Origin of the sequence: Bradyrhizobium sp. BWA-3-5 (genome assembly GCF_032917985.1) — a bacterium.
Taxonomy (GTDB): Bacteria; Pseudomonadota; Alphaproteobacteria; order Rhizobiales; family Xanthobacteraceae; genus Bradyrhizobium.
The window spans coordinates 7,752,356-7,767,927 of the sequence record NZ_CP136626.1; the positions used below are offsets into that span (position 1 = coordinate 7,752,356).

Annotated in this window: 14 protein-coding genes; 6 read left to right on the plus strand and 8 right to left on the minus strand. The window is 64.5% G+C overall.

Features of this window, described 5'->3' with window-relative positions; all coding sequences use genetic code 11:
- Positions 1-298 precede the first annotated feature (298 nt).
- Positions 299-898 carry a polyhydroxyalkanoate synthesis repressor PhaR gene (gene phaR / locus RX331_RS37205; RefSeq protein ID WP_317254521.1) on the plus strand — a complete coding sequence of 200 codons (600 nt, stop codon included), beginning with the start codon at positions 299-301 and terminating at the stop codon, positions 896-898.
- Between the two features lie 313 nt (positions 899-1,211).
- On the opposite strand, the gene RX331_RS37210 is transcribed toward phaR, so the two are convergent.
- On the minus strand, positions 1,212-2,903 hold the full coding sequence (locus tag RX331_RS37210; RefSeq protein WP_317254522.1) for a bifunctional diguanylate cyclase/phosphodiesterase: 1,692 nt from the start codon (positions 2,901-2,903) through the stop codon (positions 1,212-1,214).
- Between the two features lie 232 nt (positions 2,904-3,135).
- Between RX331_RS37210 and RX331_RS37215 the strand changes: the two genes are divergently transcribed.
- On the plus strand, positions 3,136-3,423 hold the full coding sequence (locus RX331_RS37215; RefSeq protein ID WP_317254523.1) for a hypothetical protein: 288 nt from the start codon (positions 3,136-3,138) through the stop codon (positions 3,421-3,423).
- A 1-nt stretch (position 3,424) separates the two neighbouring features.
- On the opposite strand, the gene RX331_RS37220 is transcribed toward RX331_RS37215, so the two are convergent.
- The 3 genes from RX331_RS37220 to mtgA form a co-directional block, all read right to left on the minus strand.
- On the minus strand, positions 3,425-4,192 hold the full coding sequence (locus RX331_RS37220; RefSeq protein WP_317254524.1) for a hypothetical protein: 768 nt from the start codon (positions 4,190-4,192) through the stop codon (positions 3,425-3,427).
- A 131-nt stretch (positions 4,193-4,323) separates the two neighbouring features.
- Positions 4,324-4,506: a 50S ribosomal protein L32 gene (gene rpmF / locus RX331_RS37225; RefSeq protein WP_024509484.1), complete on the minus strand. Its 183-nt coding sequence runs from the start codon at positions 4,504-4,506 to the stop codon at positions 4,324-4,326.
- 116 nt (positions 4,507-4,622) lie between these two features.
- On the minus strand, positions 4,623-5,330 hold the full coding sequence (gene mtgA, locus RX331_RS37230; protein WP_317254525.1) for a monofunctional biosynthetic peptidoglycan transglycosylase: 708 nt from the start codon (positions 5,328-5,330) through the stop codon (positions 4,623-4,625).
- 186 nt (positions 5,331-5,516) lie between these two features.
- Between mtgA and RX331_RS37235 the strand changes: the two genes are divergently transcribed.
- Complete coding sequence (locus tag RX331_RS37235) at positions 5,517-6,437, plus strand: farnesyl diphosphate synthase (RefSeq protein ID WP_317254526.1); 921 nt, start codon at positions 5,517-5,519, stop codon at positions 6,435-6,437.
- An 18-nt stretch (positions 6,438-6,455) separates the two neighbouring features.
- A complete protein-coding gene (locus tag RX331_RS37240) occupies positions 6,456-7,136 on the plus strand; it encodes a DUF1345 domain-containing protein (RefSeq protein WP_317254527.1) in 681 nt (226 codons plus the stop codon).
- A gap of 62 nt (positions 7,137-7,198) precedes the next feature.
- On the opposite strand, the gene RX331_RS37245 is transcribed toward RX331_RS37240, so the two are convergent.
- Positions 7,199-8,986 carry a caspase domain-containing protein gene (locus RX331_RS37245; RefSeq protein WP_317258340.1) on the minus strand — a complete coding sequence of 596 codons (1,788 nt, stop codon included), beginning with the start codon at positions 8,984-8,986 and terminating at the stop codon, positions 7,199-7,201.
- Between the two features lie 324 nt (positions 8,987-9,310).
- Here RX331_RS37245 and RX331_RS37250 point away from each other — a divergent pair, with 324 nt between their 5' ends.
- Both RX331_RS37250 and RX331_RS37255 read left to right on the plus strand, forming a co-directional pair.
- Positions 9,311-9,685, plus strand: coding sequence for a nuclear transport factor 2 family protein (locus tag RX331_RS37250; RefSeq protein ID WP_283030998.1), 375 nt, complete (start codon positions 9,311-9,313; stop codon positions 9,683-9,685).
- 140 nt (positions 9,686-9,825) lie between these two features.
- The gene (locus RX331_RS37255) at positions 9,826-11,424 is read left to right on the plus strand and encodes a Na+/H+ antiporter (RefSeq protein WP_317254528.1); all 1,599 of its coding nucleotides are present in this window, start codon (positions 9,826-9,828) and stop codon (positions 11,422-11,424) included.
- A gap of 145 nt (positions 11,425-11,569) precedes the next feature.
- Here the strand turns inward: RX331_RS37255 and RX331_RS37260 are convergent, their stop codons facing one another.
- The 3 genes from RX331_RS37260 to ispG all read right to left on the minus strand — a co-directional run bounded on the left by RX331_RS37260 (position 11,570) and on the right by ispG (position 15,444).
- Entirely contained in the window at positions 11,570-12,910 is a 1,341-nt protein-coding gene (locus tag RX331_RS37260; protein WP_317254529.1) for a Rieske 2Fe-2S domain-containing protein, read from the minus strand.
- A 205-nt stretch (positions 12,911-13,115) separates the two neighbouring features.
- The gene (locus RX331_RS37265; protein WP_317254530.1) at positions 13,116-14,009 is read right to left on the minus strand and encodes a TauD/TfdA dioxygenase family protein; all 894 of its coding nucleotides are present in this window, start codon (positions 14,007-14,009) and stop codon (positions 13,116-13,118) included.
- Positions 14,010-14,157: 148 nt separating this feature from the next.
- A complete protein-coding gene (gene ispG / locus RX331_RS37270; RefSeq protein ID WP_317254531.1) occupies positions 14,158-15,444 on the minus strand; it encodes a flavodoxin-dependent (E)-4-hydroxy-3-methylbut-2-enyl-diphosphate synthase in 1,287 nt (428 codons plus the stop codon).
- Positions 15,445-15,572 lie beyond the last annotated feature (128 nt).

Here is a 15,572-nt window from a genome sequence, read left to right on the forward strand (position 1 = left end):
TCTTGGCTTGGGTTCTTCGACGGCGGGCGGGCCGGGGTGGCGAGCCTGTCTCTCACCTTATCCTGTTAACGCCATTGACCCATGTCAATCGGCCAACGCCCAAATTCCTGCCGCGGCGCATTCAAAATGATCCGCCTGAGGGTTTTGATAGCAGCGCCCATGCCTTGGAATTAACCGTGCCGCACAAAACGGTAGCCGAACCGCATTGAAAATGCTTACTTTGCTGCGTTTGCGTTGCTCGTCTGCCCGCCGGCGAAGCCGCCCGGGTTCCCCGCTCTCGGTGTTATTGTGTGAGCTTATGGCAAAGTCAGACCAACCTACGACTATCAAGAAATACGCCAACCGGCGGCTCTATAATACCGGAACCAGCACCTATGTGACGCTCGAGGATCTCGCAGCGATGGTGAAGGAAGGCGAGGATTTTCTCGTCTACGACGCCAAGACCGGTGATGACATTACCCGCCAGGTGCTGGCGCAAATTATTTTCGAGCAGGAAAACAAGGCGGGACAAAATCTGCTGCCGACGACGTTCCTGCGCCAGTTGATCCGCTTCTACGGCGACAGCATGCAGATGGTGGTGCCGAAATATCTGGAGCAGTCGATCGATACGCTGACGCGCGAGCAGGAGAAATTCCGCCAGCAGCTCGCCAACACTTTCAGCGGAACGCCGTTCGCCCCGCTCGAAGAACATGTCCGCCGCAACATGGAATTGTTTCAGCAGACCTTCTCGATGTTCAAGCCGTTCGTGCCGCCGCGCGCGGGAGCCACTTCGACCGAACTGGAAAAGGCGCCGGAGCCGGCGCCCGACGACGACAATATCGACGATCTTCGCCGCCAGATGAAGGACATGCAGGATCGCCTCGAGCGCATGTCGAAGGAAACGAAGAAGGAAGAGTAGACAGTCATCCCCTCCTCTCGTCATCCCCGCGGAGGCGGGGATCCAGTATTCCAGTGACGCCCGAAGCACAGCCGAGACGCCGCGGCGTACTGGGTCGCCCGGTCCTAGTGCGCAAGTGCGCACAAGGCCGGGCGATGACAGCGGAGTGGTTGCGCCCGATCGCCTCCGCCGAACGGCTTGCGCGACACCTTTTTGGGGCGTGCAGTGAGTCCAGTACGGATGCAACCACTCAGGTTTTCGTTCAGCGCGCAGCGAAGCTGGATGCGAAGTGTAAATTTGGTGGTGCGTTCGCAGGGACGACGCACGGAGAGAACTACCCCGCCGCCGGCAGCACCGTATCACCCGGCACCACCCACGGCCGGTCCAGCGAGGCGAGGCCGATCAGACGGCCCTGGATGTAGTCGCAACCCCATTCGCGCAGCATCACGGCGGCTTCCTCGTCCTGCACCCATTCCGCGACGGTCTTGATGTGCAGGCGGTTCGCCAGATCGATCAGCGTGTGCACGAAGGCGCGATCGTCCGCCGAGCGTGCGATGTTCTGCACGAAGGCGCCGTCGATCTTCACGATGTCGACGCCGAGCTTGCGCAAATTCCGGAACGAGGTGTAGCCGGCGCCGAAATCGTCGATCGCGATCTGGCTGCCGAAATTCTTCAACCGGGTAACGAAGCCGCGGACGTCATCGATATCCTGGATCGCAACCGTTTCGGTGATCTCGACGATCAGCCGCTCGCCGACGCCGGGATGGGCCTGCATCAGCGATTCGATTCCCATCCACCAATCCGGGTCCATGGTGGTGTCGGGCGAGATGTTGAGGCTGAGCCGCACGTTCGGCGAGGCGGCGAGTTCGGCGACCGCAAGCTCGAGCACGCGGTGATCGACCAGCCGGATCAGGCCGAGGCGCTCGGCGACCGGAACGATATCGGGCGCCAGCAATGCCTGGCCGCCCGCCTGCTCCATCCGCACCAGGCACTCGTAGAATGCCGGCTGGCGCGAGCGCGCTTCCACCACGGGCTCGAAGGCGGCGACGATCCGGCGGTCGTTCAGGGCGGTGACGATCTCGTCGGTGACGCGGATGTTGACGCGCCGCTGGGCGTCGCGCTCGACATTCGGCTTCCACAACGAGAACGACCCGGCGCGGCGACGCTTGGCGGCGTCTAGCGTTTCCTGGGCGCGATTGACGGCCTCGTCGGCCGTGCGGGCATAGCGCGGAATGGTGATCGCGCCGATCGAGGCCGTCACCGAGACGGGACCGGATTTGGTCGGGATCACCTCGTCGCGGATTCCGATAAGGAAGCGCTCGGCAGCGATATTGGTGTCGTCGACCGTGCAGTTGCGCAGGATCAGCCCGAATTTGTTGCCGGAGAACCGCCCGAGCACGTCGCCGCCGCGCAGCTTGGCGCGGATGCGCTTTCCGACTTCGGCGATCACGGCGTCCGCGACATCGAAGCCGAAGGCGTCATTGACGCGGGCCAGGTGGTCGATGCCGATCAGCATGAAAGCGCAGGACGAGCGGAAGCGCATGGCCTCTTCGATCCCTTCCGCCAGCGCGGCGACCAGATGCGTGCGGTTGAGCTCGCCGGTCAGCGGATCGTGCCGCGACAGCCGCATGAGCTGCTCGTCGCGGGCGTGGCGCTCGTTGTTGATGCGAACGATGCCCTGCGCGCGCAACGGCTTGCCGTCGGGGCCTGCGAACCAGCAACCGGTTTCCTCGATCCACAGCACGGGCGCCGAGCTCGAGGCCCGCACGCCATATTCGATCCGGTAGGGGACGCCTTCGCCGCCCCGCGCCGGCCCCGATTGCGTGAGCGCGTCGTTGCGAATCGAACGGGACGGTTCGATCAGCCCGGCAAACCCAGCGCCGCTGGCCAGCGCTTCCAGGGGCAGGTCGGCGAAGACAGCACCGGCATTGTCGCTCCAGGTGATGGTGTCAGCGGTCAGGTCCCACAGGAAAGTCGCCTGGCCGAGCGAGGCAAGGATGCTGGAGGCTTGCGGGACAGGGACCATCAGGACGCCTCGATTTGGGACACCACCGGGTGATTCCTCAAAACTTGAGGATAGTGGCTGTTTCGAATGACAGGCTAGGCGAAGTTCATAAATAATCTGGAAACCATGTTTCCGAGACTTCCCGAGCCCATTGGGAACGAACCGGCGGGGATCGGCATAGGGCTTGCGAGGTCAGATCGCAGGTGGGCGTTACGTCCCAAAACGTGACAGTCTAAGCCGGTTACGGTGTGCGATGCTGGATATCGATCGATCAGACGAAATCTTGGACGGCGAGTTCGTCAACCTCGACGAGCCGGCTTCCGTCGAGCTGGTGCCGGTCACCCAGTCCGTCCAATGGATGCAGCGGACGGCGACGCCGCGGCCTGATCCGACCTTCCTGGCGCAACTTATCGCGACCGCCGATCAGGCGCCGCAAACCTGCAAGCTTCGGCGTGCCTCGCCGGCGGATGCGCAGATGGCCTATGGCGCCAGCCGTATCCAGCCCCGCGGTGTAGGCTTCCGGACTCGGCAAACGATCTAAATTAGCGCGAAGGCGTATCCGGCTTGTCCGGCGGCGGTGACCCCGGCTGCAGTCCGGGCGAAGCAATCTCCGGGGATGTGGTTTCCGGCGAAGGCGCGGCCGGGGCGGCGGCCTCGGGCGTAGCCGGCAATGCGGCCGGTTTCGGCTCGGGATGCTCCACCGCTTTAGGTTCGGACGGCTTCGGCTCAGGCGGCTTCCGTTCGGACAGCTTCGGTTCGGGGGGCGCTGCAAGCACGGATTCGGCGACGGAGGCCGCCGCCGGAACGGTTGGCGCAGCAGGCGCGGCGGGTACCGGTGCGGGAGCGGGCTCTGGCTCGGCCGCCCGTGCCTCGACTTTTTCGGCGGCCTTCGGCGGTGGTGCCGGCTCGGGTGGCGGCGCAGGTGCAGCCCTTGCCGCGGCGGCGCGACGCCGCGTTCGCAAGGCGAGGCCGGAGAGGAAATCGACCAGCGACAGCGCCGTCATCAGGAAATAGGTCGAGGTGGCAAACTTCGGCCACAGCAGGAATTCCGCCGCCGCCGCGCCGAACACGATCAGCGACAGCAGATGGTCGGTGAGATATTTCGCGCCGGGGCGCGCACCCTTGATGACCTCGGCAAGCAGCAGGAAGATGGTGAGCGTGAGCAAGACATCGCTCAATGTCACCGTCCATTCCGCCCCCGACATCAACATCAGCTTCACCAACGGGTCGGTGAACGACACGGTCGGCATCAGAAAGACGATGATGTTGTAGATCGCGAGTGGAATCAGAAGCAGCGGAAAACCGACCATGGGTCGCGCCTTGCTAAAAACCGGAATGTCCCCGGGCAAAGCACTGCTTCGCCCCCGGGAACCGTTGGCCCACTCGTTGGCCAAATTCGGGCAGACGCCACTTCCAGCGGCGCCTATCCCCCGAACTCCGATCAGGATTCCTTCTTCTTCAGTACCTGCCGGCCCTTGTACATGCCGGTCTTCAAGTCGAGGTGGTGCGGACGGCGCAGTTCGCCGGAATCCTTGTCCTCGACATAGGTCGGCTTCTTCAGCGCATCCGCCGAGCGGCGCATGCCACGCCGCGAGGGCGATGTTTTTCTTCTCGGAACGGCCATAACGATCCTCTAGGGGTGTTGTCGGAGGCATTGTCCAAACCCGGACGGCCCGGCGCGTCGGGCGCGGGCTGCGATGCCGATAAGGCCGCGCTTATAGAGGATGGAGTGACGTAAAGCTAGGGCAGCTTACGGTAAAAAGGCCCGGAAATTGGCTCAATAGCCCGATTTTCGCTCCAGCAGCGCGGCACCGCGTTCGCCCGCGCCATATAGGTTCCGGCGAGGCGCCGCACGCCGGGACCGGGGTTGCGCGCGCTTCGCCTGATCGGGTTGGGCAGGATCGCCGCCAGGAGGGCCGCCTCGCGCGCCGAAAGCGTCGCGGCGGAACGGCCGAAGGCATAGAGGGCACCGGCTTCCGCCCCGAACTGCCCGGAGGGGCCGAGTTCGGCGATGTTGAGGTAGATTTCCAGGATCCGCTGCTTTGAAAGCATCAGGTCGATCCACATCGCCAGCGGCAGTTCCAGCGCCTTGCGGACCACGCTGCGGCCCGGCCACAGGAACAAGTTCTTGGCGACCTGCTGGGTAATGGTCGAGCCGCCGCGGGCGGGCTCGCCATCCTCGGCATCGTCGATCGCGTCCCGCAGCGCGTCCCAATCGACGCCGCGATGGCTGCAGAATCTGGCGTCCTCGGAGCCCACCACCGAGCGCGGCAGATAGGGCGACATCGCGCCAAAATCGATCCATTGCCGCGTGACCGGCGCGCCCTTGAGCCAGCGCCAGGCCATCAGCGTGGAGACCGGATGTCCGGTGCGATAGAGCGGCGTCACCAGATAGGGCAGCAGCAGCACCGCCAGCAGGATCAGCAATAAAATTCGGACAATCCGCAAATTTGACGCTTCCGGTTCCGTCCAAGCCGGCCTGGGACCGATCAAGAGGCCCCGCCTGCGTGACATCTCCATGATATTTCGTGGTTTTTCCAGCCCCTTTTAAGGCGCTGTGATCCCCGTCATGGAATTGACGAAGCGCCCGCCATCAAACATTGTCCGGGCCAAATTGATCTGGAGCTATTCTTAATGACGACCGCCACTGCCGATTTTGCCAAGCGACTGGACCAGACCGCTGATGAGACCGAAGCCCTGCTGGCCAAGCTGCTCTCCGATGAGGTGCTGCCCGACGAGATCGTGCGGCCGAAGCGGCTGATGGACGCGATGCGCTATTCCAGCCTGAACGGCGGAAAGCGGCTGCGGCCCTTTCTGGTGGTCGAAAGTTCCGCTGTGTTCGGCGTTCCGCGCAAGGCCGCGCTGCTGGTGGGCGCCGCGCTCGAATGCATCCATTGCTATTCGCTGATCCATGACGATCTGCCGGCGATGGACAACAGCGATTTGCGCCGCGGACGGCCGACGCTGCACAAGAAGACCGATGACGCCACCGCGATCCTCGCCGGCGACGGCCTGCTGACGCTCGCCTTCGACATTGTCACCCGCGACGAGATCCACACGGACGCCACGGTGCGCCTGCTACTGACGCGGGCACTGGCGCGCGCCTCCGGCATCGGCGGCATGGTCGGCGGCCAGATCCTCGACCTTGCCGGCGAGGGACGGTTTGGCGACCGCGAGCCGGTCGACGTGGCGCGGCTGCAGCAGATGAAGACCGGCGCCCTGCTGCGCTATGGCTGCATCGCCGGCGCGATCCTCGGACAGTCCTCGCAAAAGGAATATCAGGCGCTCGACGATTACGGCCGCGCGCTCGGCGAAGCCTTCCAGATCGCCGACGACCTGCTCGACGTCGAGGGCGACGCGGCGGCGCTCGGCAAGCCGGCCGGCGCCGATGCCGCGCTCGGCAAAACCACCTTCGTCACCCAGCTCGGCATCGACGGCGCCAAGCAGCGCGTGCGCGACCTCCTGGCGCGCGCCGATTCTGCGCTATCGATCTTCGGCGCGAAGGGCGACATCTTGCGGGCGGCCGCCCGCTTCGTCGCGGAGCGCAAGAACTAGCGCAGGAAGGCAGGCCGGATGGACAGGGAATTCGAAGACCACCTTGTTCGCTTCCGGAACCTGCCGATGCCCGTGCGCGTCGTCTACGGGCGGCCGCGGACCTTCATCGCGATCGCGCTCGGCGTTGCCGTGTTCTTCCTGCTGCCGGACACACGACGGCTCGCGACGCGTCTCATCATCGGCTGGGATGTTTTCGCCGCGCTCTACCTCGTGCTCGCCTATTTCCTGATGCTGCGCTGTGACGTCGGCCATATCAGGCGCAGCGCGGTGCTGCAGGACGACGGGCGTTTCCTGATCCTGCTGGTGACCGCGTTCGGCGCCCTCGCCAGCCTTGGCGCGATCGTGTTCGAGCTCGGCGCCTCCAAGGGCAACAAGGCCGGCTTGATCCTCGCGACGATAACCATCGCGTTGTCATGGGCACTCGTGCACACCGCCTTTGCGCTGCACTACGCCCATGATTTCTACCGCGGCAAGCAGCCTGGCGGCCTGCAGTTTCCAAGCGGCGATAAGCAGGCGGAGGCGGATTATTGGGACTTCGTCTATTTCTCGTTCGTGATCGGCATGACCGCGCAGGTTTCCGACGTCGGCATCACCGACAAGGTCATCCGCCGCACCGCGACGGTGCACGGCATCGTCTCGTTCGTGTTCAACACCGCGCTATTGGCACTGATGGTGAATATCGCGGCGAGCGCGATCTGAAAGACAATTGGCCCCGCTGTCGCGGGGCCAATGTCGTCAACCTGACCTGATGCCGGCCGCCGTTACGGGCAGACGCCCGACATGATGGCCTGGTAGCCATTGCAGCCCTGCTGGCGTTCGAGGCCGGTGAGCGGGCGGCCATTGGCGCCGATGCTCGGATCCTTTCCCTGATACCGTCCAGCGGTGGCCTGCCCGACCTGCGGCGCCCGATAGGATCTGGGTTCCGGGCCGTACGATCTGGCTTCGCGCCGCTGCCGCGGCTCGGGCCTTTCGCGCGTCGCGACCGGCTTCTTGGCGCGGCGCTTCTCGCATTCATTGTCGTCGTTGAGGAACGAGCCCTCGGCACAGACGATCTTGGTGCAGCGCTCACCCTCGGCCTTGAAGCCATGCTCGCAGACCAGCGGGCAGACGCGAGACGATTTCAGCTTGATCGTATCGAGCGTGTCGACGCTGGCGACCTTGGTGTCGAGCTTGGTACCGGCGTAGCGGTTGAACTGCGTCAACGAGCGCTGCGACGAGCTGTTCCAGTTGCCGTCGGCATTGCCGGTCAGGCAGCCGACGCGGCGCAGTTCTGACTGCACCGACTTGGTGACGTCGTCCTGCGGCGGTCCCGCGGCGAGGGCAGCGACATTCACGGGCTTGTCAGCGGGAGCCGGCGCCTTGTCGGCGGCGGCCTTCTCGGCAGCGATACGCTTCTGCTCCGCCGCAGCCGCCTGGTCCTGCGCGACCTGCTTGGCCTTTTCGGCGGCGATGCGTGCCTGCTCGGCGGCCTTGGCGTCCGCTTCGGCCTTGGCCTGTTGCGACTTCTGGGCGCCTTCGGCGGCAAGCCGCGCCCGCTCCTGCTCGGCCAGGCGCGCTTTCTCGGTGGCCGCGACGCGGGCGTCCTCGGCGGCGAGCTTGTCGAGCTGAAGTTTCGCCAGGCTCGCATAGAAGCCATCGGGATATTGCGCGAGGAAGGCGTTGAGCGCGCTCTTGTTGCCGATCTGCAGCGCGAGCTCATAGTCACGGCGGGCTTCGGCCTGCGCGCTGAGCGCGGGCGCCGCAGGGGCGGCCGCGGCAGGCGCCTGGCGGGGCGCCGGCACCAGCGGCACGTCTTCGCCGCCGAGCGAGCCATACACGAAGGGTTCCTGGCGGTTGTTGGTGGTCTTGAGCACCTCGTCACGGACGAAGCCGAAGGCGCGGCGCACGTCGAGGCCGGGCTTGGTCAGGTGGTGCGACAGCGCCGATGTGAACGGGCTGTTCTGGCCGTCACCATCGGCCGCGGTGGAACCGGCCTTGGCCGAATAGGCGATCAGGACGTTCGGGCTGGTCGGCTCGACCTTGGCGAGACCCTGCCCGATCGCCCGCGAGGCGACGGTGCGTTTCATGGTCCGCGAGAACGGGTTGTCGCGGCAGGCGTCGAGGATCACGAGGCGCAGCTTCTTGGCCGGCTCGATCGCGATCAGGATGCGATCCAGCGAGAAGGCTTCGTCATAAACGTCGGTGTCGCGCTCCAGCCGCGCGTCGACCGGAATCAGGTAGTTCGCGCCGTCCACCTCGATGCCGTGGCCGGCATAGTAGACGACGGCGATATCGGCATCGCGGGCGCGATCGGCGAAGTCGCGCAGCGCCCGGCGGGTTTCCGCTGCGGCGAGGTCGCGGCGGGAATCGACCACGTCGAAGCCGGCGTCCTTCAGCGTCGCCGCGATCTTCGAACTGTCGTTCACGGGATTGGCGAGGGGGGCGACGTTCTGGTAGTTGGAATTGCCGAGCACCAGCGCGACGCGCTTCTCGGCCAGAGCGGGGCTGCTCACCAACAGGACGGCGGCCGCTGCCGCGGCCCATCGAAGCAATTTTAGCGATCCAGACATCGTCATGACTCCTCCGGAGCCTCGTACCTTTTTTACCACACGGGTCTGCCTATCAGAAGGCGGCGCCCGGCTTTGTGAGTTAAGTCACGATCCACGCAGACGTGAATCGTGCCTTTCCATCCTTAGTCAGGCAAAGAGGCCGGAAGGTTCGGCCCGCGGCGCCGCTCTCTTCGGTTCCCCGGCGCCGCCCAGGTAGAGGGCCCGCCGGGATGCACGCATTCGTCGGCAGTGATGCGAGCGTTCGCCTTTTCTCAATAGTGCAATCCGCCGGTCCATGGCTTACTTTCCCCTCCATAATTCCGTTATTTGTCGGGGAGGAAAACCGTGGGCGCTGACCGATCGACCGTCGAAGCCGTGGTGCAGAGCTATTTCGACGGCCTTTATGAGGGCGATGCCGACAAGCTTGGCGCGATCTTCGACACCACCGCCGATCTGCGCTGGCTGGAGAAAGGCGAATTGCAGGTGCTGACCGTGCCGGACTGGCTCGACCGGGTGCGCAAGCGCCCCTCCGCCAAAGCCGAGGGCAAGCCGCGCGAGGACTTTATCGTCACCATCGACCGCTCCGATGACCAGACCGCCTTCATCAAGGTGCGCTGCCAATTGCCGCCGCGTTATTTCACCGACTATCTGGTGGCGATGAAGCTGCGCGACGGCTGGAAAATCGTCTCGAAATCGTACCGCTACGACCTGCGCGAGTAGCATTCCATCAAGCTTGTTCGGCGGCCGGCGCGGCTTCCGTACTGCGGCGGCGGACGGCCTGATACCGCCTCACCCCTCGTTCGTGAGCACGTACCTGCACGCATTGACCTCCCGGGTTTTCCTTGCGAAGGGGGGCGATCATGGAATCCACGTTTCAGATCTTCTTGATCCTGCTGGCCGCGCTGGCGGGAACTGCGCTGCTGGCGCGGCGCATCGATGTCGCGCCGGCCATCCTGCTGCTGCTCGCCGGCATCGCACTCGCCTTTGTGCCGGGCATGCCGACGGTGGAATTGCCGCCGCAACTGGTACTGCTGGTCTTCCTGCCGCCGCTGATCTATTCGGCGAGCGTCGCCATGAGCTGGCGCGAGTTCAAAGCCAATTTGCGGCCGATCATTCTATTGTCGGTCGGCTGCGTGATCTTCACCGCCTGCGCGGTCGCGACCGCAACCCATTACCTGATCGGGCTGCCCTGGGGCATCGGCTTCCTGCTCGGCGCCATCGTCGCGCCGCCGGATGTGGTGGCGCCGCTGGCCATCGCCCGCAGGCTCGGCATGCCGCGTCGCATTCTTGTCGTGCTTGAGGGCGAAGGACTGGCCAACGATGCGACCGCGCTGATCCTCTACCGGTTCGCGGTCGCGGCGATCACGACCGGGCTGTTCTCGCTGCCGAAGGCGGAGGGCACCTTCGCGGGCATTGTGATCGGTGAAATCCTGTTCGGGCTGGCCATTGGCTGGCTGTCCTTGCGCGCACGCCATCACGCGCGCGACCCGCAGATCGAGATCACGCTGTCGCTGCTCACGCCCTATCTCGCCTACTGGATTCCCGAACATCTCGGCGGCTCCGGCGTGATCGCGACCGTCACCTGCGGGCTCTATATCAGCTGGAACGGACCGCTGTTGATTTCATCGGCGACGCGCCTGCAGGGCATCTTCTTCTGGGATCTCGTGATCTACCTGGTCGAGGGCATGCTGTTCCTGCTGACGGGCTTCCAGATGCGGCTGCTATACGAGAAGTCGAAGGCGTTTCCGCTGCACGACGTCCTCCTCACCACCGCGCTGGTTGCCGTCATCATCATCGTCGCGCGCTTCGCCTGGGTCTATCCCGCGACCTATCTGCCGCGCCTGCTCAGCAAGCGGATCCGCGAACGCGATCCGGCGCCGTCCTGGCAGGCGACATTCGTCGTGAGCTTCACTGGCGTGCGCGGCGCCGTATCGCTCGCCGCGGCGCTGGCGCTGCCGTTTACGCTGCCTGGCGGCGAAGCCTTCCCCTACCGCGACATGATCCTGTTCGTTGCCTTCGGCGTCATCCTCATCACGCTGGTGGGACTGGGGCTTGGATTGCCGGCGGTGGTGCGCTGGCTGGGCGTTGCCAAGGACGGCCGCAGCGAGCATCTCAGGGAACACGAGGCCGAGATCGCGGCGCGGCGCGAGGCGCTCGACGCCGCGCTCAAATCGCTCGACGCCATCACCGACGACCGCGAGCTCTCCGACGAAGTCGTGAAGCTGCTGCGGGCCCGGCACGAAATCCGCGCCAACCAGCTGCCCAGTTCACTCGACCCCGACGCGCACGACATCACGGCAGCCGGCAACGCACTGACGCGGGAATTGATCGCGGCGGAGCGGAAATTCATCCACGCCCTGCTGCGCGAGGGCAAGATCACCGACGAGGCGCGGCGGCACATCGAACGCGACCTCGACCTCGAGGAAGCGAGCCTGAGCAATCGGGAGTATCGGAAATAGTGGTGTAGCTGTCGTCCCGGCGAACGCCCGGGACCCATACGCCGCGGCAGTGATTGTTTAGCAGGATGGTTGACGGCTTTCGCTCAACAATTATCGCTGGTGATCATGGGTCCCGGCGTTCGCCGGGACGACGAGGGAGCGTGCCCTACTCCGCCGCCGCGTTCCGGCTGGGACCGCCGACAAAACCCGCCGCATCGCCGAACCGCTCGATCATGACGGCCGTGAGATCCTTGGTCTTGCTGGTGACGCAGGCGCCGGAGCGCACCGTATAGCGGTCTTGATGCTTGAGGTGCGGCGGGACCTCACCCTGCTGCAGCGCGCGGGCGGCGTCCATCACCAGTTTGCGGAAATGCATGATGCCGAGATCGGTCGCGCCGAGATGCTCGCGGGTGCGATCGGCGATCGGCCCCTGGCTGTCCTGAACGGCGGCGTCCTGTTCGGACACGCCCTTGATGCCGGTGTAGCTCGAGGTCTTCTGCAGCTTGCGATCGATCAAATAGTCGTTCGACTTGTTGCGCAGCGGAACATAGTTCTCGTCGACAACGGCCATCACCCCGTTGCCGCGGTCGTAGCCGTCGCGTTCGGCCTGCGTCAGCGGACGATCCGGATTCCAGGCGTAGGTGTAGATCCAGCAATTGGTGTCCGTCACCGGTACAAAACTCTGGCCGAAGATATTCTCGCCGGGCATCGAGCTCGGCGCATAGGCGTGTATCGGCATCAAAAACTGCGCGATACGCCAGTAGATATTGTCTGACCCGGTCAGTCGCCCGCCCGCGACCGTGAGGCCGGCCTCGTGGGGATTGATCTTGATCACCGGGCGCGGGTCTTCGGCGATCCAGCGCATGTGATCGGTCGCGACGCGAGTCAGCGGATTCACGAAATGCTTCTTGATGTCGAGGATCTCGTTCTCTTCCTTCTCGAAGGAGAGATGCGCGAAGGTGAAATGCGCGGTGTCGATCGAGCCTTCCAGCGCCTGCACCCAGTTGCAGTCCTGCCATTTCTTGGTGACGTAGCGGTGCGAGGGCGGCACCAACGCCATCTCGAGCGCCGGCAATTCGGGCATCTGGTCGGCCGGGCCCATATAGGCCCAGATCATGTCGCCCCATTCGCGCACCGGATAGGACTTGATGCGGATCAGGTCTTTCGCGTTGAGGTCGGGATAGGAGGTCGGCATGTCGACGCAGCGGCCATCGGTGTCGAACTTCCAGCCGTGATAGACGCAGCGGATGCCACATTCCTCGTTGCGGCCAAGCCAGAGATTGGCGCCGCGATGCGGGCAGTATTGATCGATAACGCCGACCACGCCGCGCGTGTCGCGGAAGGCGAGCAATTCCTCGCCCATCACGACGATCTTCTTTGGCGTGCCGTCAGGTTCGGGCAGTTCTTCCGACAGCAGCACGGGGATCCAGAAACGGCGGAGCAATTCGCCCATGCCGGTGCCTGCACCGCTCTCGGTGAGGAATTTGTTGTCATCTGCGCGGAGCATCGGGCGGCCTCCGGATTGTTATTTGCTTTTGTGGAAGATTGACGTGGAAGGCCAACAAGGTCAACGCTCGTCCCGCTCGCGTGTCCCGGACGCGGCGCAGCACGGAGTGATGCGCCGCAGAGCCGGGACCCATCATGGATGCAAACTGTGGGCCCCGGCTCTGCAGCGCACAGCTTCGCGATGCACTGCGTCCGGGGCACGCCCCTTACACCGGCCTTTCCCCTTTCACCGTCACCCGTGTGCCGGACCGCGTATGCGGCCAGTAATCCCACATCGCGCGGTGTTGCGTGCAGCGGTTGTCCCAGAAGGCGATGGCGTTTTCCGTCCAGCGGAAGCGGCACTGGAACAGCGGGTTCTCCGCGTGCTGGTAAAGGTAGGCCAGCATGGCGTCGCTCTCGTCGCGGGGAATTCCGATAATGTGGCGGGTGAAGCCGCGGTTGACGTAGAGCGCCTTTTTGCCGGTGACCGGATGGGTGCGCACGATCGGATGCTCGGCGCGCGGATATTCTACCCGGTCGGCGACGCCGTAATTGGCGTAGAGCCCGCGATAGGTCTGCTCGCCATCATGCAGCGCGGTCAGCCCGTCGAGATAGGTCTTCATTCGTTCCGACAGCGCCTCATAGGCCGCGTACATGTTGGCGAACAGCGTGTCACCGCCATGCGCCGGGCACTGCTTGATATAGAGGATCGAGCCCATCGGCGGCTCGAGATCGCAGGACACGTCCGAGTGCCAGCCCTCGCCATTGGCGCGCGGCGAATCTTTGTCGGCATAGATCTTCATCAAGGCCGGATCGCCCTCGTTGGGCGCCGCCGGGTGCACGTGCAGTTCGCCGAACTTGCGGCCGAAGGCGAGGTGCTGCTGCGGGGTGATGCGCTGGCCGCGGAAGAAGATCACGAGGTTTTCGGCAAGCGCGCGATGGATCTCGTCCATCTGCCGGTTGGAGCGCGCATCGTCGGAGACGAGTTTTGCGATGTCGACGCCGGAAATCTCCGCGCCGATGATCGGGGTGAGCTTTTCGATGCCGATGGTCTCGTAGGGTTCGGTGTCGCCGGCGGTGTGCCTGTAGCGCGGACCCTGTTTGCCGGACAGTGAAGACATGGGTGTTCTCCCAACCGTTCTTGATTGGAAGCATCGTAGCAATGTAGGGCGGATTAGCGATAGCTAATCCGCCATTTCGCCCACGCAAAAAATAGGGCGGATTACGCTTGCGCTAATCCGCCCTACGATTCTGCGATGACGCTGCGCATTACTCCGCCGCCGTCGTCTCCGGCGTCTTGGCGCCCTTGCCGTAGCGCTGGTCGATGTAATCGATCACCAGCGCCTTGAAGTCGGCGGCGATGCCCGGGCCACGCAGCGTGCGGAACTTCTTGCCGTCGACGAACACGGGGGCGGCCGGCGCTTCGCCGGTGCCGGGCAAGGAGATGCCGATATTGGCGTGCTTGGATTCGCCGGGGCCGTTGACGATGCAGCCCATCACGGCAACGTTGAGCTGCTCGACGCCGGGATATTGCGTCTTCCAGTTCGGCATCTCGTCGCGGATGAAATCCTGGATCGAGCGCGCCAGCTCCTGGAACGTGGTCGAAGTGGTGCGGCCGCAGCCCGGGCAGGCCGCCACCAGCGGCACGAAAGTGCGGAAGCCCATGGTCTGCAACAACTCCTGCGCGACCTGCACTTCCAGCGTGCGATCGCCGCCGGGCTCGGGCGTAAGCGAAATGCGGATGGTGTCGCCGATGCCGTCCTGCAGGAGGATGCCGAGCGCTGCGGACGACGCGACGATGCCCTTGGAGCCCATGCCGGCTTCGGTGAGGCCGAGGTGGATGGCGTAATCCGAGCGGCGCGCCAGCTCCTGATAGACCGCGATCAAATCCTGCACGGCGGAAACTTTTGCGGACAAGATCATGCGGTTCTTGGGCATGCCGAGCTCTTGGGCCCGCGCCGCCGACAGCAAGGCGGACTGCACCATGGCCTCGCGGGTCACCGCGCGGGCGTCGCGCGGATTCGGCGACGCCGTGTTCTCGTCCATCAGCTTGGTGAGCAGCTCCTGGTCGAGCGAGCCCCAATTGGCGCCGATGCGGACCGGCTTGTTGTTCTTGTTGGCGATCTCGATGATGTCGGCGAACTGGGTGTCGCGCTTGTTCTTGAAGCCGACATTGCCGGGATTGATGCGGTACTTGTCGAGCGCCTCGGCACAGGCGGGATATTCGGCAAGCAGCTTGTGGCCGATATAGTGGAAGTCACCGATCAGCGGCGTGGTGATGCCGCGCTTGCGCAGGCCGTCGCGGATGTGCGGAACGGCGGCAGCGGCCTCCTCGCGGTCGACGGTGATGCGCACCATCTCCGAACCGGCGCGGGTCAGCGCCGCGACCTGGGCGATGGTGCCTTCGATATCGGCGGTGTCGGTATTGGTCATCGACTGCACGACGATCGGCGCACCCCCGCCGACGGCCACATTGCCGACCATGACCTGGGTGGTTTTATGCCGGGCCTTGGGGCCGGCGACGTCGTCTTGCGGGATCATTTCGGGCTTGTTCATGGGGCCTCGAATAACAGGTTTTGGTGACAATCACCAAGTGGGCGGCGAAGGCACTATGCGCCCCGTCACACTTCTCGATTTATCTTGTATATTCAATAGCTTAGGCCACATGAAGCGACCGGAAGCAG